This window comes from Enterobacter sp. UPMP2052, assembly GCF_053709675.1.
This window is the reverse complement of sequence record NZ_JBSKJR010000001.1, coordinates 1,136,258-1,155,782: the sequence shown is the minus strand read 5'-3', so window position 1 is coordinate 1,155,782 and position 19,525 is coordinate 1,136,258. Positions and strand designations below refer to the sequence as shown.

Here is a 19,525-nt window from a genome sequence, read left to right as displayed (position 1 = left end):
AATTAGCCGTCGAATTAAAAAGACAGGATCAGCCAATGAATTGCAAACTTACAACGTTAACTCTGGCACTTGCTGCGCTGACGGTCAGTTCCACCGTCGCGGCAAAAACGCTGGTGTATTGCTCCGAAGGATCGCCAGAAAACTTCAACCCTCAACTGTATACCTCCGGCACCAGCGTGGATGCCAGCGCTGTACCGGTCTATAACCGGCTGGTGGATTTTAAACCGGGTACCACAGAGTTGGTACCGAGCCTCGCAGAGCGCTGGGAGGTGAGCGAGGACGGCAAGGTGTATACCTTCCACCTGCGTAAAGGCGTTAAATTCCAGAGCAACAAAGCGTTTACGCCCACGCGCGACTTCAACGCCGACGACGTGATCTTTTCGTTCATGCGCCAGAAAGACGTTAATCATCCTTACCATAACGTCTCTAATGGCAGCTATTCCAACTTCGAGAGCCTGGAGTTCGGCAGCCTGATCGTCGCTATCGATAAGGTCGATGACCATACCGTACGCTTCACGCTGGCCCATCCGGAAGCGCCGTTCGTGGCTGACCTGGCCTGGTATTTCGCCTCGATCCTGTCAGCGGAATATGCTGACGCGATGCTTAAAGCAGGCACGCCAGAGAAGCTGGACATGGATCCGATTGGCACCGGGCCGTTTAAGCTGGCGCAATACCAGAAGGATTCCCGCATCCTGTTCACGGCGTTCCCGGAATACTGGCAGGGCAAATCAAAGCTCGATCGTCTGGTGTTCACCATCACGCCGGATGCCTCGGTGCGGTTTGCCAAAATCGAGAAGAACGAGTGTCAGGTGATGCCGTTCCCGAACCCGGCAGATCTACCGCGCATGAAGGCGAACAAGGACATCAACCTGATGAGCAAGGCCGGGCTCAACACCGGTTTTCTCGCTTTCAACACCCAGAAGCCGCCGCTGGATAACGTAAAAGTTCGCCAGGCGCTGGCAATGGCGATCAACAAACCGGCGATCATTGATGCGGTGTTCCACGGCACCGGTACAGAGGCGAAAAATCTGCTGCCGCCGGGCGTCTGGAGCGCGGACGATAAGCTCAAGGATTACGCCTGGGATCCTGAGAAGGCAAAAGCGCTCTTAAAAGAGGCCGGATTCGCCAACGGGGTAAGCATCGATCTGTGGGCGATGCCGGTGCAGCGTCCGTACAACCCCAACGCCAAACGCATGGCAGAGATGATTCAGGCGGACTGGGCGAAGATCGGCGTGCAGACCAAAATCGTGACGTATGAGTGGGGGGAATACCTCAAGCGCGTGAAGGGCGGTGAACATCAGGCAGCGTTGATGGGCTGGACCACCGCGACGGGGGATCCGGACAACTTCTTCGGGCCGCTCTTTACCTGTACCTCGGCGAATGGCGGGTCGAACTCGGCCAGGTGGTGCTATAAGCCGTTCGACAAGATTATCGCCGAAGCAAAATCGATAACCGATCGCGATAAACGTATCGCGCTGTATAAAGAGGCACAGCAGATGATGCATGACCAGATGCCCGCCGTGATGATTGCGCATTCCACCATTTTCGAGCCGGTGCGAAAAGAGGTGACAGGCTACGAAATTGACCCGTTTGGCAAACATCTGTTCTGGCAGGTGGATATGAATAAGTAATATCTGAATTGCCCGGCGCGCCGGGCAATCTTTTCGCATTTTGTGCTGCCATCGTCATTTTTTGCCACAACAGACGCCCCCCTTTTTTGCTATAACTTCAATTGCATACTTGCAGATAACCTGGAATCCCATCATGCGTACTCATTCCCTGTTTAAGGTCGCGGTGCTCTCCGGCCTTTTGGCAATGGCGGGCTGTGCCTCTAAAGTCGCAGCACCTGACCAGTTTTCTGGTTTTTTAAAAGACTACTCTGGCTTGCAACAAACAACGTCTGCGACGGGGAAACCCACGCTGCGTTGGGTAGATCCGTCGTATAACCCCAATAATTACGACAGCATTATCTGGACGCCAATTACCTATTATCCGGAACCCAAACCCACTACGCAGATTGGTAAACGCACGCTTGATGAGTTGCGCAATTACACCAATGACAAGCTGAAAGCGGCCGTTGCCCAGCGTAAACAGATTGTCACCACCCCGGGTAAACACAGCCTGATCTTCCGTGGCGCAATCACCGGCGTCAGCTCGCAGAAAGAGGGGCTGCAGTTCTACGAAGTGGTTCCTGTTGCGCTGGTCGTGGCCGGCACGCAGATGGCGACCGGGCATCGCACCATGGACACGCATTTGTTCTTTGAAGGTGAGCTGATTGATGCCGCCACCAACAAACCGGTGGTGAAGGTGGTTCGTAAAGGAGAAGGGAAAGAGCTGGCGAATGAAAATACGCCGCTGACCTTCCAGACGCTGAAGCAGGTGGTTGATGACATGGCGACGGACGCCACCATGTTTGATGTGAATAAGACTGCGAAATAATGGATAAGGCCTGCAATGTGCAGGCCTTATTTTTCACGCCATCCGCAGGCGTCTGAACCAGGTCTCCGGTTTGGTAAACATCACCATATTCCCGCCCAGGATCAGCACTAACCCCACGATCCCATTCATGTGCCAGACATACCCCTCGTAAAACGTTGAGATAGTTAACGCCACCAGTGGAAACAGCAGCGTACTGTAAGCCGCTTTGCCGGGGCCGATGCGTCCCACCAGCGTAAAGTACGCGCCAAACGCAATCACCGATCCGAACAGGGCAAGATACAGCAGAGCGCCCAGGTAGGTCACCGTCCACTCCGGCACAAAGCTATCGCCGCGGAACAACGCAATGACGCCCATGATTACCGTTCCGTAAAGCATCGCCCAGGCGTTGGTCGTCATGGTTTCCAGCCCGTTGCGCTGATGACGCATACTGATCATATTGCCCAGCGAGAACCCATAGGTACCAAGCGCTGAAAGGCCAATCCCGGTCAGCAGCGAGGCGCTCCAGCCGCTCGCCAGCAGATCGTCCCAGAAGAGGGTGACAATTCCCGTCAGGCCCAGCGCGGCTGCCGTCCAGAATCGTGCCGGCGGGCGCTGCCCGAAGAAGATGAAGCTGTTAATGGCGTTATACAGCACCGCCATCGAGAAGATAACTGACTCCAGCCCGGTGTTGATATGCGCCGCCGCGGTGTAAAAACACCAGAAGTTGAAACAGAAGACGCAACATCCCTGAAGTACGCAGAAGAGGTGATCCCGTACCGCCAGCCTGCGCAAGCGACGCAGGGTAACCAGTACGATCATCATCGTGGCGCTGGCGACGGCGAAGCGCCAGAAAATCGACACGGGCGCCGCAACCGGCCCCTGTTGCAGAAAAATGGCGATCCAGGTGGTTCCCCAGATGATAACCACCAGCCCGTACAGTAGTGCGTTCATTGTTCCTCTCTTACGTCACGGCGAAAAGGAGAGTTTGGCGCGTTCTTCCCGGGCTGGCTTTCAACGGTTTGCGCAGGACTTGCAAATTCTTGCGCTTTTTTATCCGCCGGGATCTGGCAAGTGGCTGCAACACTTCTTAGACTGACACTCTGATTAATCACCTGTTAACGGCCATGTCTCACGCTTACGACACCTTTGAAACGCTACGCCAGCAGAACGCGGTGCTTCGGGAAACCGTGGCGCTCAACTCCGGCATTCAGCTGGCGGCGTGGTACAACAAGCACGATACGATCACCGTTAAAAGTAACCACCATACGCTGAGCCTGTACGTGGCGGACGGTTACGAGAGTTACCAAAAAACGCCGGGCGGCTGGAAGAACGGCGGCGGCCCCGATCGTTTTTGCCTGATGCCCAAAGAGAGCGAATCGACCTGGGATATCCGCGATGACCTGTCGTTTGTGCATCTCTACTGTACCGACGAACATTTACGGGACGTCGGGGAGAAGATCTGGGACAAACGGCCTCTGTCGCTCACGCTGGACGAAAAAATCTTCGGCAGCGACCCAAAAATTACCGCCCTGTACCGGCAGTTTTTGCTCGGCTGCGACTGGCAGCAAAAAGCCAATCAGCTCACCCTGAGCACGGCGTCAACGCTGCTGCTGACCCATCTTTTGCAGAATTACGCCAACGTGCAGTGGAAACTGCCGGTGGTGACCGGCGGGCTATCGCCGTTTGTACTGCGCAACGTGGTGGCGTTTATCGAGGAAAACCTCGCGCAGCCGCTGACCCTGGCGGATCTAGCAAGCCAGGCGGCGCTGAGCGAATATCATTTCGCCAGGATGTTCCGCCAGTCTATGGGGCAAGCCCCGCACCAGTACGTCATGCACCGGCGGATGGAAAAGGCCAAAGCGCTGATCCAGCACACCGCCATGCCGCTCACTGATATCGCGATGGCCTGCGGATTTAACTCCGCCAGCCATTTCAGCAACCGCTTTCGCAGCGTGCTGGGCGTCACCCCGTCACAGTTACGCGCGACGAAGGTGTGAAAACACGCCGTAGCACAGTCCGCCCAGAATAAGCCCCCAGAACGCCGAACCAATCCCCATCATCGTTACGCCGCTGGCGGTCACCAGAAAGGTGATAATGGCTGCGTCCCGCTCCGTTTCGTTGTGCAACGCCTGGTAAAGGCTGCCGCTGATAGTGCTGAGCAGCGCCAGCCCGGCCAGCGTCTGGATCCAGCTCAACGGCAGGGCAGCCATCAACCCGGTGATGGAGCCGCCAAACAGACCGGCCAGCAGGTAAAACACCCCTGCGGCGGCGGCCGCTATCCAGCGTTTACCGGCGTCCGGGTGTGCATCCGGGCTTTGGCAGATGGCCGCGGTAATGGCGGCGATACAGATCGAAAACACGCCGAAGGGCGAAAGCAGCAGGGCCAGTCCGCCGGTAAAAATCATCAGCGGTGATACTGCCAGCGGATACCCGGACGCCTTCATGGTGGCAAAACCGGGGGCGTTTTGTGAGGCCATGGTAACGAGGAAGAAGGGTAACCCAATGCTCATTACGCTGCTAAAAGAGAAGGTCGGCGCCACAAACTCAGGCATGACGAAAGAGAGAACAATCTTATTTGTGACAATGTCACCTCCGGCCCATGCCGCTGCGATGCCGGTGAGTAAAGTTGCGACGATGGCATAGCGCGGCGCAAGGGCTTTCGCGACCAGCCAGGCGAGCAGCATACTGCCGCAGAGCAGAAGATGACCGTCAAGATGGCTGAAAGCCTGCAGGCCAAAATGCAGTAATACCCCGGCCAGCATAGCCGCGGCGAGTGAATGGGGGATCAACTGCATCAGGCGTGCAAACAGCCCGGTCGCACCGCACAACAGGATCAGCGCATTGGCAAAGATAAAAACGCCGATGGTTTCCGAAAGCGTGACGCCGTGCAGGCTGGTGGCCAGCAGCGCCGCGCCGGGCGTTGACCAGGCCGTCAGCACCGGCGCTTTGTACCACCACGACAACGCGAAAGTGCTGATCCCCATGCCAATCCCGAGGGCAGTCATCCAGCCGGCAATCTGCTGCGCGCTGGCACCCGCAGCAGCGGCAGCCTGCCAGATGATGGCCGCCGAGCTGGCGTACCCGACCAGTACGGCAACGAACCCGGCCAGTATGGCTGGGAAGAGAGGAGAGGGACTGCGCATAAAAAACTCCGTTGTGCGTTATAACGTCCGATATACGGTATCACTGTGCGTTATAGCGCACAAGTGGTATGCTATCCGGTAACGGAGGGACTATGGACATGACACAACACCTTGCATCCACGTTGAAGGCGCTACGCCAGGCGCGCGGATGGAGTTTATCGATGCTGGCGGAAAAGACCGGCGTCTCAAAAGCGATGCTGGGGCAGATTGAACGCAACGAATCCAGCCCGACGGTCTCGACGCTGTGGAAGATTGCCACCGGCCTGAACGTGCCGTTTTCGGCATTCATTACGCCAGAGGCTGAATCCCCGGCGGTTTACGACCCTCAGCAGCAGGCGATGGTAGTGAAACCGCTGTTTCCCTGGGATGAGGCATTAAAGTTTGACCATTTCTCCATAACGCTGGCACCGGGTGCCCTGAGCGAATCCACGCCCCACGAGGTCGGGGTGATTGAACATGTGGTGGTGATAAGCGGCGAGCTGGAGATGAACATCGACGGTGTGTGGCGCACGATCGTCGCCGATTCCGGGGTCCGTTTTGCGGGCGACAAACCGCACGCCTACCGCAACAGCGGCACCCGCACCGTGCATTTTCATTCGCTGATCCATTATCCCCGTTGAGGGTACGCAAAATGGTTCCGTTGGCGCAGAGTTCTGACTACAATAGCCGCCATTTTGACCATAACGGATAACGACGAAGTATGCGCCTGCACTCCCATCATCTTGAACTGTTAAGCCCGGCCCGCGACGCCGCCATCGCCCGTGAAGCGATCCTTCACGGTGCCGATGCCGTCTACATTGGCGGCCCGGGCTTTGGTGCCCGCCATAACGCCAGCAACAGCCTGAGCGATATTGCCGGTCTGGTGCCGTTCGCCCACCGCTACGGCGCAAAGGTGTTTGTGACCCTGAACACCATTCTTCATGATGATGAGCTGGAGCCTGCGCAGCGTCTGATCACCGACCTGTACGAAACGGGCGTAGATGCCCTGATCGTTCAGGACATGGGCGTACTGGAGCTGGACATCCCACCGATTGAGCTTCATGCCAGCACCCAGTGCGATATCCGTACCGTGGAAAAAGCGAAGTTCCTCTCTGACGTCGGTTTTTCGCAAATCGTTCTGGCGCGAGAGCTGAACCTGAACCAGATCCGCGATATTCACCAGGCAACGGATGCGACGATTGAGTTCTTCATTCACGGCGCGCTGTGCGTTGCCTACTCCGGTCAGTGCAACATTTCTCACGCCCAGACCGGGCGTAGCGCCAACCGCGGAGACTGCTCGCAGGCCTGCCGTCTGCCGTATACCCTGAAAGACGATCAGGGCCGCGTCGTCGCGTTCGAAAAACACCTGCTGTCGATGAAAGACAACGATCAGACGGCCAACCTTGGTGCGCTGATCGACGCAGGCGTGCGCTCCTTCAAGATTGAGGGGCGCTACAAAGACATGAGCTACGTGAAGAACATCACCGCGCATTACCGCCAGATGCTGGATGCGATCATCGACGATCGCGGGGATCTGGCGCGCGCGTCGGCGGGGCGGACAGAGCATTTCTTTATCCCGTCCACGGATAAAACCTTCCACCGCGGCAGCACGGACTACTTCGTGAACGCGCGTAAAGGGGATATTGGCGCGTTCGATTCACCGAAGTTTGTCGGCCTGCAGGTTGGCGAAGTGCTGAAAGTCGCGAAAGACTATCTGGATGTGGAAGTGACCGAGCCGCTGGCAAACGGCGATGGCCTGAACGTGATGATTAAACGTGACGTGGTGGGATTCCGCGCCAACACGGTGGAGAAGACCGGGGAAAACCGCTATCGCGTCTGGCCAAACGAAATGCCTGCCGATCTCTACAAAGCGCGTCCCCATGCTGCGCTCAATCGTAACCTCGATCACAACTGGCAGCAGGCGCTGCTGAAAACCTCCAGCGAGCGCCGTATTGCGGTCGATATTGAGCTGGGAGGCTGGGAAGAGCAGCTGATCCTGACCATGACCTGTGAGGACGGTATTAGCGTTACGCATACCCTCGACGGCATATTTGACGTCGCGACCAATCCGGAAAAAGCGCTGAACAACCTGAAGGATGGCGTGGCGAAACTGGGGCAGACGCTGTACTACGCCCGCAACATCGACGTGAAACTGGCGGACGCGCTGTTTGTCCCGAACAGCCTGTTAAACCAGTTCCGCCGTGAAACGGCAGACATGCTGGACGCGGCGCGCCTGGCCCAGTACCCGCGCGGCAGCCGTAAAGCAGAAACCGTGCCTGCACCCGTTTACCCTGACACCCATTTATCCTTCCTGGCGAACGTTTACAACCACAAAGCGCGGGCGTTTTACCATCGCCACGGCGTGCAGCTGATCGACGCGGCGTACGAGGCGCATGAAGAGAAAGGCGATGTCCCGGTGATGATCACCAAACATTGTCTGCGCTTCGCCTTTAACCTCTGCCCGAAACAGGCAAAAGGCAATATCAAAAGCTGGAAAGCCACGCCGATGCAGCTGGTCAACGGGGACGAGGTGTTAACCCTGAAATTTGACTGCCGCCCGTGTGAAATGCACGTCATTGGCAAAATGAAAAATCACATCTTCAAAATGCCGCAGCCGGGCAGCATTGTGGCCTCCGTCAGCCCTGACGAGCTGATGAAAACCCTGCCAAAACGCAAAAGCTAACTAGCGAAAATAGGTCTCCGGTTTGCGCGACTTCTGCCAGGAATGGTGTTCGCGCAGACCTTCCGCTGACTCCTCCGCAACCGCTCTAAGCTCATCACTGTCCGCCTCATGACGAAGCTGGTGATCGACCGTCCTGACCCACAAATATTCATGCCCTTTATGTCCGGCCATCACCTGGCCTGAAAACAGTGCGCACACAAGCATTACAATAGATAACCCTTGCTTCAACATATCTTCACCACTAAATAACATTTGCCGCTATAATGCAGATAATTCCCTCAGGTTATTATTCGATTATTCAAATAAGCGCAAAGCAAACGTCAATTTATGTCTGGTCAGAGCAATTAATGGGCAAAATGTCACTGCCATTTATGGTGTGTAATCATCACTTAGATTTATCGGTTTTTGATATATAATAAGAATCTTCTGACTAAGGAATGGGTACGATTTAATGGGTAAGGTATTAGGTGTTGCGCTACTTGTCATTGCGCTGGGCGTTACGGCCTGTGTGAGCTATTCCTGGGATGACAAACCCGAATATATTCAGTCTGCAGAAACACGCGTAAGTTCCTATTTGACCAGCGACGTGGGCCGGGTCGCCTGTAATAGTACAAAAAAGAACGATCAATACTGGGAATTAGGTTGCACCACCCAGGCTAGCGGTAAAACGTTCCAGTTTGCCGTGTATCCAGCCGACCGTGCACCGTACGGGGTTTCACGTCCGTTTTATCTCGAAGCTATCAATGATGAGGCAAAACAGAGTGCAACGGTGGGGCTGATGCGTTATCTGCAAATTAATACGCAGCCAGGCTAAATGTTGTTTAGCCTCTGTTGAATCAGTGGATGGTAGAGTTTGGGTGTTCCGCAGCCCGGCCTGATGTGTCGGGACGTAGAGACCAAAATACAAATCTATCCATGCAAGCATTTACCGCCAGATTATGGCGGTTTTTTTTTGCCGTTTTACCGGGCTTTTAGCACACAGGCTTTACGGTACTGGGCCGGTGTTTGCGAAAACTGCAGGCGGAAGTGGTGACGAAGCGTGCTTGCCTGGCCGAATCCCGTCTGCTCTGCAATGCTCTCGACGCTTAAGCGGCTGTGTTCCAGAAACGCCTTCGCCTGCATCAGGCGCATTCAGCAGCCAGCGCGTGGGCGTCGTGCCGGTGGCATCCTGGAAGCGCCGCAGGAATGTTCGCTGGCTCATGCCAACCCGCTGCGCCAGCGCGTCAACCGTGTGCGGTGAACTCAGGTGCTGATGGAGATAATCAAACAGCTGACCAAGGCGTTTGCTCTCACGCAGCCGGGCGACCGGGTGGTTGGGCTGCTGCGTCTGCGAACCGTCCCGGTGCGGGGGAATAACCAGCCGGCGCGCCACCCGGTTGGCCGCCTCGACGCCGTAATCCCGGCGCACCACATGCAGACATAAATCAATACCTGCCGCGCTGCCCGCGGAGGTCAACATATCCCCCTCATCCTGATACAGCACATCTTCAACCACGTTTATCGCCGGAAAGCGCGTTTTCAGCGTGTCGATGTAGCGCCAGTGGGTGGTGGCTTTTCGCCCGTCGAGCAGGCCGGTTGCCGCCAGAACAAAGACGCCGGAGCAGATGGTAAGCACCTGGCAGCCGCGGGCGTTCGCCACGCGCAGTGCCTGACGCAGCGCCGGTGGAACCGGCTCATCCACGCCACGCCAGCCGGGAATGATGACCAGGTCGGCGTCATCAAGCAGGCTCAGATTGCCATCCGTCACGATCCGTATCCCACCCGTGGCCCGCAGTTCACCCTCGTCAACGCCCGCAACGGCAAACCGATACCAGGATTCGCCCATCTCCGGGCGCGGGAGGCCAAAAATCTCCACCGCCACGCCGAACTCAAAGGTGCATAACCCGTCGTAGGCCAGGACGACGACGCGGGGGCCGGTTTGCTGACGTAAGGTTGTCATCTTTTGGCTGTTTTCTGGCATAAACGGGGGCATTCACTGGCTGAATTATTCAATAAAGTAGTGGTAACACAAACGCCAACAATGAGGAAGGGTCATGAGCTATGTTACTGAATTTCCGGCTGCCGGGGCGCAGGACGCTGCGGCACACTTTCTGCGCCGGCTGAGCGTCGAGACGGACTGCGCGGACGTCCATCATGCGCTAAACAACCATGAGCAGGACTTTGTGCTGCTGCACGTCGTCGGCAGTGCTGAGCAGTTTGCCCGCCGTCACATACCCGGTGCGCTGCACTTGCCCTGGCGGCAGATGACCGAAGAGCGCATGGCGCACTGGCCGGCCGGAACGCTGTTCGTGGTTTACTGCGCTGGCCCGCACTGTAACGGGGCGGACAGAGCGGCGCTGCAGCTGGCGCGCCTGGGTCGGCCGGTTAAAATCATGATCGGTGGCATCACTGGCTGGGAGTACGAACAGTTCGAATTTGCGGCGCAACATTCCCCTGTCGGGCGGTGATGATGAATTTATTTCATCGCCCGTGAAATTTTCTCAGTTGTCGCCGGGCGGCAGGTATGGCATCTTTTTTGGACATTTAGACATCCAGAAGTCTAAAATTCAAATACTGAATTATCACTGTCGGCAACTATCGCCGACAGCCAAAGGAGATTGCCATGCAGCGACAACACGCCCCATACCGCGCCGACGTAGTCGGCAGTTTCTTACGTCCGGACGCCATCAAACAGGCTCGCGTGCAGTTCGCCCGGGGTGAAATTGACGCCGGGCAGCTGCGGGCAGTGGAAGATGAGGCCATCCGCCATGTTGTCGAACAACAGTGCGCCTGCGGCCTGCATGTTGTCACCGACGGCGAATTTCGTCGGGCCTGGTGGCACTTCGATTTCTTCGACGGTTTGCAGGGCGTTGAGCGCTACGATTCGCAGCAGGGCATTCAGTTTAACGGCGTGCAGACCAAAGCTCACGGGGTTCGCGTGACCGGCAAGCTCGGCTTTGGCGACCATCCTATGCTGGAAGATTTCCGTTATCTGAAAAGCATCAGCGGCAACGCGCAGCCGAAGATGACTATCCCAAGCCCGAGCGTGCTGCACTTCAGGGGCGGTCGCAAAGATATCGATGCGACGGTTTATCCGGATCTCGACGTCTATTTTGATGACCTGGCGACCACCTGGCGCGATGCGATCCACACGTTTTACGAGGCGGGATGCCGCTATCTGCAGCTGGATGACACCGTCTGGGCGTATCTCTGTTCAGACGACCAGCGCCGGCAGATCCGCGAGCGCGGGGATGATCCCGACGAACTGGCGCGTATCTATGCGCGCGTGCTGAACAAGGCGCTGGAAGGCAAGCCGGACGATCTGACCATTGGTCTGCATGTCTGTCGCGGTAACTTCCGCTCGACGTGGATCTCCGAAGGGGGCTATGAACCGGTGGCGGAAACCCTGTTCGGCACCGTCAACGTCGATGCCTTCTTCCTGGAATACGATAACGACCGCAGCGGTGATTTCGCGCCATTACGATTTGTGCGTCCCGGCAAACAGCAGGTGGTGCTGGGGCTTATTACCACTAAAAACGGCGAGCTGGAAAACCCGGAGGGCGTTAAAGCGCGTCTGGAAGAGGCGTCGCAGTACGTCGCCAAAGCGCAAATTTGCCTCAGCCCGCAGTGCGGTTTTGCCTCCACGGAAGAGGGCAACAGCCTGAGTGAAGATCAGCAGTGGGACAAAGTACGGCTGGTCACGCAAATCGCCAGCGAAGTCTGGTTGTGATCTGAAATGTTATAATATAACATACCTCACTCTTATAACACGGAGTGAGGGTTTTGTTGTGGCTGCACATATTGGAAAATTTGCAATGACTCTGGGGGCCCTGCTGGTCAGCGGCCAGCTGTTTGCGCATTCGCACGGTCACCAGATGACGGAAGCGGAGCAGAAAGCGGCAAACGGCGTTTTTGAAGACAAAGACGTTAAGGACAGAAAACTGTCCGACTGGGACGGCGTCTGGCAGTCGGTCTATCCTTTCTTACTCGACGGCTCGCTGGATCCGGTTTTCAAAAAGAAAGCGGAAAAAGACAAAAGCAAATCCTTTGATGAAGTGAAAGCCTACTACCGCACCGGCTATGCGACCGACGTCGACACCATCGGCATCGAAGATAACGTGATGGAATTCCATAAGGGCAAAGAGGTCAGCCGTTGCCATTATGACTACAGTGGCTACAAAATTTTGACCTACACCTCAGGTAAAAAAGGGGTGCGTTATCTGTTCGAGTGTAAGGACGCCAGCAGCAAGGCACCGAAATTCGTGCAGTTCAGTGACCACACCATCGCGCCGAAAGCCTCTGCGCACTTCCATATCTTTATGGGGAATACCTCACACGACGCGCTGCTGAAAGAGATGGATAACTGGCCGACCTACTATCCTAACGAGATGTACAAAGAGCAGGTTGTAGACGAGATGCTGCACCACTAAGCTGTTGCGTTTACTGTTGATTTTGCCGGGTGGCGGCTTCGCCTTACCCGGCCTACAACGACGTGAATGTAGGCCGGGTACGCGGAGCGCCACCCGGCTGTTAAACCTCTCAGGCCACGTTGGGCGTTTCACACCACGCCTTCACGCGCATCCCGCGCAATATCATCAGCCACGCCACAACAATTGCCGCCATCATAATCGCAAACAGCGACCAGTGCGGTAAATGGGTGAGGATGATCCCGGTGATCATCGGGTTTGCCGCAGCGCCCAGCCAGCCGAGCGCCTGCGCGGAGAAATAGCTCGCTTTCATCCCCGGCGGGGCGATGTTGTCGATCAACATATATTCACCAGGCGCATAAATAATCTCCCCCAGGGTAAAGATCGCCGCGGCGATGCCCCAGTAAATCAGATTCTCGCCGGAGAACATAAACCCACCCAGCCCCAGAATGAAGAACAGCGTCGCAACGGTCATCAATGGCCGAATGTTGCGGGCAGTGATTTTGCGCCCGAGCGCATACTGCAGCGTCACCACCACGGCGGCGTTAACCGGCAGCACCACGGCGACCACCTTTTGGGCGAAATCGCTGTCGTCATTCGCCGCCAGAACATATTGTGAAATGCAGCTGGCAAAGGAGCCACCCACGTACGAGGCGAGCAGCCCGGAGAGCGTGAACCAGAAAAGGGCGCGGTCTTTGAGCAGCACGGAAGGCTGCCAGGGCGTGGTCTCCTGCGCTATATCCATGGCGACGCTTTTCTGCACCCAGAAATGGATAAAGCCCAGCGGCAGCGCGGCGCAGAACGCCGCCAGCCAGAACGGCAGTTGCAGGCTGTACATGACCAGCAGCGTGCCGATCGGTGGCCCGATGGTCCAGCCGATATTCAGAAAGCTGTAGTTCAGTGAGAAAACGCGCGCTTTTTCGCTGGAGGTCAGTACATCGGCGAACCAGGCCTTTAACACCGTGGAGAAAACCGAGTAGGCGCAGTTGATGAGAGCGAAGAACAGTACCACCAGCGTGACATTATCCACCAGCGGGATCGCCACAAAACCTGCGATAAACGCCGCGATGGAGATAAGCATGTAGCGTTTCTTGTCAAACTTATCGGCCAGAATGCCAAACCCGAGGCTGAACACCACGCCAATGGTCAGCGCCACCGTCAATGCATAGCCAATATTCTCCACGCTCATGCTGTAGACGCGCGTGAGATAGATGGTCATAAACGGCAAGGTTGCCCCACGACCGATGGTTAATAACAGTGACGATGCCAGTAACGCTGCGGTGGAGCGCCTGAGTGAGGATTTCATATGCCTGCCCGACAATTGCTTAATCTTATTGTTGTGTGCATTCAGGAGTATCACGACATGCGGGGGATTGTATAGCGCCTGATTTATCCGTAAGTGCCGCGTCTGACTGCCAGAATTAATGATCTTTTCCTCCCGCTGTTTTTTCGCTACCTTGAAGTGTTTACAAAAATTTAATAATCAGGGGCAGGGTATGACGCGTAAAGACGGACTGCTGGCGTTGCTGGTGGTTGTGGTGTGGGGCCTCAATTTTGTGGTCATCAAAATGGGCCTGCATAACATGCCCCCGCTAATGTTGGCAGGGTTGCGTTTTCTGCTGGTGGCGTTTCCGGCGCTCTTTTTTGTCGCCCGCCCGAAAATCCCCTTCAGACTGCTGCTCGGCTATGGCCTGACGATTAGCTTTGGTCAGTTTGCCTTTCTGTTTTGCGCCATTAAATTCGGTATGCCCGCCGGGCTGGCCTCGCTGGTGCTGCAGGCGCAGGCGTTCTTTACCATCATTCTCGGGGCGTTTGTCTTTGGCGAACGTTTGCAGGGGAAACAGCTGGCGGGGATTACCCTCGCGGTGTTTGGCGTGCTGGTGCTGATTGAAGCCAGCCTCAACGGCCAGCACGTTGCGCTGCTGGGCTTTATGCTGACGCTGGCGGCGGGGCTAAGCTGGGCGTGCGGAAACATATTTAACAAGCTGATCATGCAGCATGATGCGCGTCCGCCAGTGATGTCGCTGGTGGTCTGGAGCGCCTTAATTCCCATCATACCCTTCATGGCCGCGTCGTTTGTTCTGGACGGACCACAGCTGATGCTTAACAGCCTGGTTGAGATTGATCTCACCACCATTTTGTCGCTTATCTATCTGGCGTTTATCGCGACCATTGTCGGGTATGGCATCTGGGGATCGCTGCTGGGCCGCTACGAAACGTGGCGCGTGGCGCCGTTATCCTTGCTCGTGCCGGTGGTCGGGCTTGCCAGCGCGGCCATCCTGCTGGATGAAGAACTGAGCGCATTGCAGCTGTTTGGCGCGGTGCTGATTATGGCAGGTCTGTATATCAACGTCTTTGGTTTGCGCGTCATGCGAATGAGGCGGGCAAGGGGATAGGCAAAAAAAAGCCCCGCATCTGCGGGGCAAAAACGAATCAGAGGTCGTGGTTGTAGTACGGCACGCCTAATTCGTCGGATTTGTCGCTGCCAGCGCCCATATGGTTAAAATCATAGGGAGACTGGTCATGTGCTGACGGCAAAACTATCGTGTTACAACTGTTTTGCTGCGTTGCACAGTGTGTTTGCTCCGCGAAGGCCTGGCTGGAAACAAGCGCCAGCAGGGCGAGGGCGGCGGAGGCGGTGAATTTCATGATTTCCTCGGTTACGTCTTTACAGGCGATGATTAACTGCAATGTTTAAGTGGATACAGATAACGGGATTCACCCGGCATACTGGTAATACGATACTTATGAGGCGGCACGTCGAAATAGTTCTTAAACGTCCGCGTCAGGGTTTGCTGTGACTCAAAGCCGTAACGCTCCGCCAGATAAAGGATCGGTTCATTGCTTTCTTTTAGCTTTTGGGCAATTTCCGTCAGCTTGCGGCTACGAATGTATTGACCTAATGAATGACCGGTCTCTTTTTTGAACATCCGTTGCAGGTGCCATTTTGAGTAACCTGAACGCTCTGACACCTTTTCAAGGGAGAGCGGCGATTCCAGGTTATCTTCGATCCAGTCCAAAATGCTATGAATGGTGATAGCGTCAGTATTGCGTCTGGACATCGTCATACCTCTTTTCTGTATTACGGCAGTATTTTCTTAAGCAAAAGCTCAAGTGTTGCCACTTCATCTGCCGTTAAGTTTTTTGTTAGTTCCTGGTGCAGTGTTAGTCCTACTAATTGATGACATTGCTCACACATCTCCGCGCCGTCGCTGGTGAGTTTCACCAGTACGCCACGTTTGTCATTCGGGTTAGGGCTACGTTCTATCCACCCCTTGCAGACCAGGCGATCCAGCATGCGGGTTAACGCACCGAGATCGACAGAGAGCACCTTCTTCAGCTCAACCGGCGTGATACACACTTCGCAGCGAATGGAACACAGCACTTTGAACTGTGTTGCGGTGATATCCAGCGGAGAGAGATAGTCATTGAGCAGGCGATCTTTCTTCTGATTCACCATGTGAATAAGACGACCCAGTGGAATTATGTCGTTAAAGAGGTCACTGGTGCTTTTCACGATGGTTGCCCTGGCAAGTAGTTTAGTCACGGCAGATATTATTGCTCAGGCAAGTATAAGTCAACTGAATGAATCAGCCGATGCCACGAATTGCTAAAACGTTTCATGAACTTTTTTTGAACGCTTTTATATCAATTACATAACGCAGGGTTATTTTTCTGTACGCAAATAATCCTTACGTTGTATCCGTGGCTCCGCGAGTGGGTTTCACCCTATACTTGCGGTGTTGACAATGGATAAGGACAGCGACGCATTATGGTGGATTTGATTAAAGCAATTGGTCTTGGGCTGGTGGTGTTGCTGCCGCTGGCTAACCCACTGACCACGGTTGCGCTCTTTTTGGGGCTGGCAGGGAACATGAACAGCGCCGAGCGCAATCGTCAGTCGATGATGGCCTCGGTGTACGTGTTTGCCATCATGATGGTGGCCTATTATGCCGGGCAGCTGGTGATGAACACCTTCGGGATCTCCATCCCCGGTCTGCGGATTGCGGGTGGGCTGATTGTGGCGTTTATCGGCTTCAGGATGCTGTTCCCGGCGCAGAAAGCGCACGAGTCACCGGAAGCTAAAAGTAAATCCGAAGAGATGGAAAACGAATCGTCGACTAACATCGCCTTCGTTCCCTTAGCCATGCCGAGCACGGCGGGCCCGGGGACCATTGCGATGATCATCAGCTCCGCCTCAACGGTGCGCGACGGGTCCACTTTTCCGGACTGGGTGATTACCGTTGCACCACCGCTGATCTTCGCGCTGATCGGCATTATCGTATGGGCCTCTCTGCGCAGTTCAGGGGCGATTATGCGCTGGGTAGGCAAGGGCGGGATAGAAGCCATCTCGCGGCTGATGGGCTTCCTGCTGGTGTGTATGGGCGTGCAGTTTATTATTAACGGCGTGCTGGAAATTATTAAAACCTACCACTGAGCAGCCTTTAAGGGCGCTGTATGATGCCCTCGCATCAGGCCTCCTTCGCAGAAGATGGAGCAAAACACACAACGGCAACCCAGGTTGCCGTTGTTTTTGCCCGCGTAAACGAGAGACTATTCTATAAAGGATAAATTTCTTGAATATAAATCGATTCTGAAAAGTGATATTTTGCGTCCTTTTTTCATCCAAAACCGATTCCAGATACTTGTCGCTAATTAGCCGTTAAAGTAACGTACGCCAATTATTTCATCTCTGGAATCTGTCATGCGTAAATTGTCATTAATTGCTTTAAGTACATTACTGTTCTCATTAAATGCGACCGCCGGATTGTTCGACTCTACACCTGAATTCAAATGTGGTCGCGAAGATTCCGTCGCCGCGCTTCAGGCAAAAATTCGAAATGATGCCATCAGCAAACTACAGGAAGCGTACCTGACGTCTCCGCAAAAATTCTATGGCAAGCCCCTGAAAAACTATCTCGACAAGGCCAATCAGATCGCCATTGTCATGGAAAATGTCACAACCAAAACCTTTAAAAGTGAAGATTTGTCACGCCAGTGCACGGCCAAAATCTCACTGACATTACCGCCAGAACTCCTTAGCGTGATGACGACGTTCCCTGATAAGGTCGGGAGTATCAGCTGAGGCAAAGGGAAGGTGCTGAACGATCGCGTTCAGTGGGAGAATTACAATTATTCAATAGCGTTGGCGGATAATAATAAAGATATTGCCGTGTCATATGAATATACTGATTCGGACTATATTGCTGAAGCCTTGTTTAATATTTCGCTGTTTGCCTTAAACAAGGATGATCTTGAAAACGCGGACCTTAAGAATAAACTCAGCACATCTGCATATTATTATTCAGACAGCGATCGCCATTTGAACGATATCTGGAAAGGTATGCCTGAGTCAGTGCGTGCATCCATGAAAAAAGAACAAACGGCCTGGATTACTGAAAAAGCACGTAAATGTGGAAAATTAAGTGATGCCTCGTCCGAGTCCACGCCTCTGAAAACACGGATCGCCATTTATCAGTGCCAGACAAAGATGACCGACGAAAGGGTGCGATATTTAGGCGGCGATACCGAGTCTGAATATTAATTCTGCCGCTGGCGCAGGTGTTGACCCGGTTGAATGCGTTAAGTAGGCCGGGTAAGCACAGCGCCACCCGGCAAACGCTTTAGCCGTTATTCACCCGTTCCTCCAGCGCCACCGGCCATTTGCGGAAGATAAGTACCGACCACACCAGCGCTATCGCTGCCGGGATCGCGCCCAGGTAGCCGATGGCCGACATCGAAACGTGCAGGCTGATCTGATTTCCCACCAGCGCACCCGCGCCGATCCCAAGGTTGAAGATGCCCGAGAACAGCGACATCGCCACGTCGGTGGCATCCGGTGCCAGCGCGAGCACCTTAACCTGCATACCCAGCCCGATAATCATGATGGCAACGCCCCAGAACAGGCTGAGGATCGCGAGGTCGGTTTCACTTGCTGCCGCAGGCATGAGCAGCAGCAGACAGGCCAGCAACAGCCCGATCGCACTGCTCACCAGGGTCGACGCATGCTGATTACCGAGCTTCCCGAACAGAATACTGCCGATGATGCCCGCGCCGCCCAGGATCAGCAGCAGGATGGTGGCAAAGTTCGCGCTAAAGCCTGCCACGACCTGTACAAACGGCTCAATGTAGCTGTAGGCCGTGTAATGGGCCGTCACTACAATCACGGTTAACAGATAAATACTCATCAGCGCCGGGCGGCGGATCAGCAGCGGCAGGCTTTTCAGCGAGCCGGAATGCTCGCTGGGCAGTTTTGGCAGCAGCTTGACGAGGCAGATAAGGGTGATCAGCGCGCCCATGCCGATAGCGAAAAACGTCGTGCGCCAGCCGAAATATTGCCCCACGATGCGCCCGATAGGCAGCCCGAGCACCATCGCCAGCGCGGTGCCGGTAGCAATCAGGCTCAACGCCTGAGCGCGTTTACCCGCAGGGGCGAGGCGAATGGCCAGCGAGGCGGTAATTGACCAGAACACCGCATGCGCAAACGCAATCCCGACGCGGCTTATCACCAGCACCGTGAAGTTCCATGCCATAAACGACAGCACATGGCTGGCGATGAACACCACAAACAGGCCGATTAACAGCTTGCGCCGCTCCATCTGGCTGGTCAGCAGCATAAAGGGCAATGACATCAGGGCCACCACCCACGCGTAGATAGTGAGCATGATCCCCACCTGCGCCGTTTCCATCCGGAAACTTTGGGCAATGTCAGAGAGCAGCCCCACGGGGACAAATTCAGTGGTGTTAAAGATGAATGCGGCAATAGCGAGCGTGACCACACGTAGCCACGCGACCTTGCGGGAAACAGTGTTCGTTGTCATAGAAGCGTCTGGGATTGGTTGCGAAGAAGAGAGGAGACGATCTTAAAGCGTTCAGCGGCGAAAACTCAACCATTA

21 protein-coding genes and 1 pseudogene are annotated in these 19,525 nt (G+C 55.1%); 13 read left to right on the top strand and 9 right to left on the bottom strand.

Features of this window, described 5'->3' with window-relative positions; all coding sequences use genetic code 11:
• Positions 1-35 precede the first annotated feature (35 nt).
• Both ACWKX3_RS05315 and ACWKX3_RS05310 read left to right on the top strand, forming a co-directional pair.
• Complete coding sequence (locus ACWKX3_RS05315) at positions 36-1,631, top strand: ABC transporter substrate-binding protein (protein ID WP_454541402.1); 1,596 nt, start codon at positions 36-38, stop codon at positions 1,629-1,631.
• Positions 1,632-1,764: 133 nt separating this feature from the next.
• Entirely contained in the window at positions 1,765-2,439 is a 675-nt protein-coding gene (locus ACWKX3_RS05310; RefSeq protein WP_454541401.1) for a DUF3313 domain-containing protein, read from the top strand.
• Between the two features lie 33 nt (positions 2,440-2,472).
• Here the strand turns inward: ACWKX3_RS05310 and ACWKX3_RS05305 are convergent, their stop codons facing one another.
• Complete coding sequence (locus ACWKX3_RS05305) at positions 2,473-3,369, bottom strand: DMT family transporter (protein WP_088209079.1); 897 nt, start codon at positions 3,367-3,369, stop codon at positions 2,473-2,475.
• Positions 3,370-3,542: 173 nt separating this feature from the next.
• Between ACWKX3_RS05305 and ACWKX3_RS05300 the strand changes: the two genes are divergently transcribed.
• A complete protein-coding gene (locus tag ACWKX3_RS05300) occupies positions 3,543-4,415 on the top strand; it encodes an AraC family transcriptional regulator (RefSeq protein ID WP_006175222.1) in 873 nt (290 codons plus the stop codon).
• On the opposite strand, the gene ACWKX3_RS05295 is transcribed toward ACWKX3_RS05300, so the two are convergent.
• Positions 4,395-5,561 carry a benzoate/H(+) symporter BenE family transporter gene (locus ACWKX3_RS05295; protein WP_454541400.1) on the bottom strand — a complete coding sequence of 389 codons (1,167 nt, stop codon included), beginning with the start codon at positions 5,559-5,561 and terminating at the stop codon, positions 4,395-4,397. The two genes, ACWKX3_RS05300 and ACWKX3_RS05295, sit on opposite strands and share 21 nt — an antisense overlap.
• Before the next feature lie 92 nt (positions 5,562-5,653).
• Here ACWKX3_RS05295 and ACWKX3_RS05290 point away from each other — a divergent pair, with 92 nt between their 5' ends.
• Both ACWKX3_RS05290 and ACWKX3_RS05285 read left to right on the top strand, forming a co-directional pair.
• The gene (locus tag ACWKX3_RS05290) at positions 5,654-6,181 is read left to right on the top strand and encodes a helix-turn-helix domain-containing protein (protein WP_454541399.1); all 528 of its coding nucleotides are present in this window, start codon (positions 5,654-5,656) and stop codon (positions 6,179-6,181) included.
• 80 nt (positions 6,182-6,261) lie between these two features.
• Positions 6,262-8,223, top strand: coding sequence for a peptidase U32 family protein (locus ACWKX3_RS05285; protein ID WP_454541398.1), 1,962 nt, complete (start codon positions 6,262-6,264; stop codon positions 8,221-8,223).
• Here the strand turns inward: ACWKX3_RS05285 and ACWKX3_RS05280 are convergent, their stop codons facing one another.
• The gene (locus ACWKX3_RS05280) at positions 8,224-8,454 is read right to left on the bottom strand and encodes a DUF2554 family protein (protein WP_058608827.1); all 231 of its coding nucleotides are present in this window, start codon (positions 8,452-8,454) and stop codon (positions 8,224-8,226) included.
• A gap of 220 nt (positions 8,455-8,674) precedes the next feature.
• Here ACWKX3_RS05280 and ACWKX3_RS05275 point away from each other — a divergent pair, with 220 nt between their 5' ends.
• Positions 8,675-9,037 (top strand): hypothetical protein, encoded by a 363-nt coding sequence (locus ACWKX3_RS05275; protein WP_006175230.1) that lies wholly within the window; start codon positions 8,675-8,677, stop codon positions 9,035-9,037.
• 146 nt (positions 9,038-9,183) lie between these two features.
• Here the strand turns inward: ACWKX3_RS05275 and ftrA are convergent.
• Positions 9,184-10,183 (bottom strand): annotated as a pseudogene (ftrA, locus tag ACWKX3_RS05270) (transcriptional regulator FtrA).
• A 73-nt stretch (positions 10,184-10,256) separates the two neighbouring features.
• Between ftrA and ACWKX3_RS05265 the strand changes: the two are divergent.
• From ACWKX3_RS05265 to zinT, 3 genes are all read left to right on the top strand, one after another.
• Positions 10,257-10,670: a rhodanese-like domain-containing protein gene (locus ACWKX3_RS05265; RefSeq protein WP_454541397.1), complete on the top strand. Its 414-nt coding sequence runs from the start codon at positions 10,257-10,259 to the stop codon at positions 10,668-10,670.
• A gap of 155 nt (positions 10,671-10,825) precedes the next feature.
• Positions 10,826-11,932, top strand: coding sequence for a cobalamin-independent methionine synthase II family protein (locus ACWKX3_RS05260; protein ID WP_454541396.1), 1,107 nt, complete (start codon positions 10,826-10,828; stop codon positions 11,930-11,932).
• 58 nt (positions 11,933-11,990) lie between these two features.
• Positions 11,991-12,632, top strand: coding sequence for a metal-binding protein ZinT (zinT, locus tag ACWKX3_RS05255; RefSeq protein WP_042319796.1), 642 nt, complete (start codon positions 11,991-11,993; stop codon positions 12,630-12,632).
• 109 nt (positions 12,633-12,741) lie between these two features.
• Here the strand turns inward: zinT and ydeE are convergent, their stop codons facing one another.
• A complete protein-coding gene (gene ydeE, locus ACWKX3_RS05250) occupies positions 12,742-13,935 on the bottom strand; it encodes an efflux MFS transporter YdeE (RefSeq protein WP_454541395.1) in 1,194 nt (397 codons plus the stop codon).
• A 190-nt stretch (positions 13,936-14,125) separates the two neighbouring features.
• On the opposite strand from ydeE, the gene eamA reads away from it, so the two are divergent.
• Positions 14,126-15,025, top strand: coding sequence for an O-acetylserine/cysteine exporter (eamA, locus tag ACWKX3_RS05245; RefSeq protein WP_058608791.1), 900 nt, complete (start codon positions 14,126-14,128; stop codon positions 15,023-15,025).
• Between the two features lie 37 nt (positions 15,026-15,062).
• Here eamA and marB read toward each other — a convergent pair whose 3' ends face one another.
• Genes marB through marR form a run of 3 tightly spaced genes read right to left on the bottom strand, consistent with a single transcriptional unit; the run spans position 15,063 to position 16,146 of the window.
• Positions 15,063-15,278 (bottom strand): multiple antibiotic resistance protein MarB, encoded by a 216-nt coding sequence (gene marB / locus ACWKX3_RS05240; RefSeq protein ID WP_058608790.1) that lies wholly within the window; start codon positions 15,276-15,278, stop codon positions 15,063-15,065.
• Between the two features lie 32 nt (positions 15,279-15,310).
• Complete coding sequence (gene marA / locus ACWKX3_RS05235; protein WP_001303241.1) at positions 15,311-15,691, bottom strand: MDR efflux pump AcrAB transcriptional activator MarA; 381 nt, start codon at positions 15,689-15,691, stop codon at positions 15,311-15,313.
• Between the two features lie 20 nt (positions 15,692-15,711).
• Positions 15,712-16,146, bottom strand: coding sequence for a multiple antibiotic resistance transcriptional regulator MarR (marR, locus tag ACWKX3_RS05230; RefSeq protein WP_042319808.1), 435 nt, complete (start codon positions 16,144-16,146; stop codon positions 15,712-15,714).
• Positions 16,147-16,401: 255 nt separating this feature from the next.
• On the opposite strand from marR, the gene ACWKX3_RS05225 reads away from it, so the two are divergent.
• The 3 genes from ACWKX3_RS05225 (at position 16,402) to ACWKX3_RS05215 (ending at position 18,174) form a co-directional block, all read left to right on the top strand.
• Entirely contained in the window at positions 16,402-17,067 is a 666-nt protein-coding gene (locus ACWKX3_RS05225; RefSeq protein WP_006175246.1) for a MarC family NAAT transporter, read from the top strand.
• 267 nt (positions 17,068-17,334) lie between these two features.
• A complete protein-coding gene (locus ACWKX3_RS05220; protein WP_454541394.1) occupies positions 17,335-17,715 on the top strand; it encodes a hypothetical protein in 381 nt (126 codons plus the stop codon).
• A gap of 12 nt (positions 17,716-17,727) precedes the next feature.
• Positions 17,728-18,174 (top strand): lysozyme inhibitor LprI family protein, encoded by a 447-nt coding sequence (locus ACWKX3_RS05215; protein ID WP_454541393.1) that lies wholly within the window; start codon positions 17,728-17,730, stop codon positions 18,172-18,174.
• A gap of 79 nt (positions 18,175-18,253) precedes the next feature.
• On the opposite strand, the gene ACWKX3_RS05210 is transcribed toward ACWKX3_RS05215, so the two are convergent.
• Positions 18,254-19,450, bottom strand: a complete 1,197-nt coding sequence (locus ACWKX3_RS05210; protein WP_454541392.1) for a sugar transporter — start codon at positions 19,448-19,450, stop codon at positions 18,254-18,256.
• Positions 19,451-19,525: the final 75 nt, after the last annotated feature.

What these genes read in the sequence shown, in the direction of transcription:
- ACWKX3_RS05315 (WP_454541402.1), top strand. Translation starts at nt 36, where the DNA reads ATGAATTGCAAACTTACAACGTTAACTCTGGCACTTGCTGCGCTGACG.
- ACWKX3_RS05310 (WP_454541401.1), top strand. Translation starts at nt 1,765, where the DNA reads ATGCGTACTCATTCCCTGTTTAAGGTCGCGGTGCTCTCCGGCCTTTTG.
- ACWKX3_RS05305 (WP_088209079.1), bottom strand. Translation starts at nt 3,369, where the DNA reads ATGAACGCACTACTGTACGGGCTGGTGGTTATCATCTGGGGAACCACC.
- ACWKX3_RS05300 (WP_006175222.1), top strand. Translation starts at nt 3,543, where the DNA reads ATGTCTCACGCTTACGACACCTTTGAAACGCTACGCCAGCAGAACGCG.
- ACWKX3_RS05295 (WP_454541400.1), bottom strand. Translation starts at nt 5,561, where the DNA reads ATGCGCAGTCCCTCTCCTCTCTTCCCAGCCATACTGGCCGGGTTCGTT.
- ACWKX3_RS05290 (WP_454541399.1), top strand. Translation starts at nt 5,654, where the DNA reads ATGGACATGACACAACACCTTGCATCCACGTTGAAGGCGCTACGCCAG.
- ACWKX3_RS05285 (WP_454541398.1), top strand. Translation starts at nt 6,262, where the DNA reads ATGCGCCTGCACTCCCATCATCTTGAACTGTTAAGCCCGGCCCGCGAC.
- ACWKX3_RS05280 (WP_058608827.1), bottom strand. Translation starts at nt 8,454, where the DNA reads ATGTTGAAGCAAGGGTTATCTATTGTAATGCTTGTGTGCGCACTGTTT.
- ACWKX3_RS05275 (WP_006175230.1), top strand. Translation starts at nt 8,675, where the DNA reads ATGGGTAAGGTATTAGGTGTTGCGCTACTTGTCATTGCGCTGGGCGTT.
- ACWKX3_RS05265 (WP_454541397.1), top strand. Translation starts at nt 10,257, where the DNA reads ATGAGCTATGTTACTGAATTTCCGGCTGCCGGGGCGCAGGACGCTGCG.
- ACWKX3_RS05260 (WP_454541396.1), top strand. Translation starts at nt 10,826, where the DNA reads ATGCAGCGACAACACGCCCCATACCGCGCCGACGTAGTCGGCAGTTTC.
- ydeE (WP_454541395.1), bottom strand. Translation starts at nt 13,935, where the DNA reads ATGAAATCCTCACTCAGGCGCTCCACCGCAGCGTTACTGGCATCGTCA.
- eamA (WP_058608791.1), top strand. Translation starts at nt 14,126, where the DNA reads ATGACGCGTAAAGACGGACTGCTGGCGTTGCTGGTGGTTGTGGTGTGG.
- marB (WP_058608790.1), bottom strand. Translation starts at nt 15,278, where the DNA reads ATGAAATTCACCGCCTCCGCCGCCCTCGCCCTGCTGGCGCTTGTTTCC.
- marA (WP_001303241.1), bottom strand. Translation starts at nt 15,691, where the DNA reads ATGTCCAGACGCAATACTGACGCTATCACCATTCATAGCATTTTGGAC.
- ACWKX3_RS05225 (WP_006175246.1), top strand. Translation starts at nt 16,402, where the DNA reads ATGGTGGATTTGATTAAAGCAATTGGTCTTGGGCTGGTGGTGTTGCTG.
- ACWKX3_RS05220 (WP_454541394.1), top strand. Translation starts at nt 17,335, where the DNA reads ATGCGTAAATTGTCATTAATTGCTTTAAGTACATTACTGTTCTCATTA.
- ACWKX3_RS05210 (WP_454541392.1), bottom strand. Translation starts at nt 19,450, where the DNA reads ATGACAACGAACACTGTTTCCCGCAAGGTCGCGTGGCTACGTGTGGTC.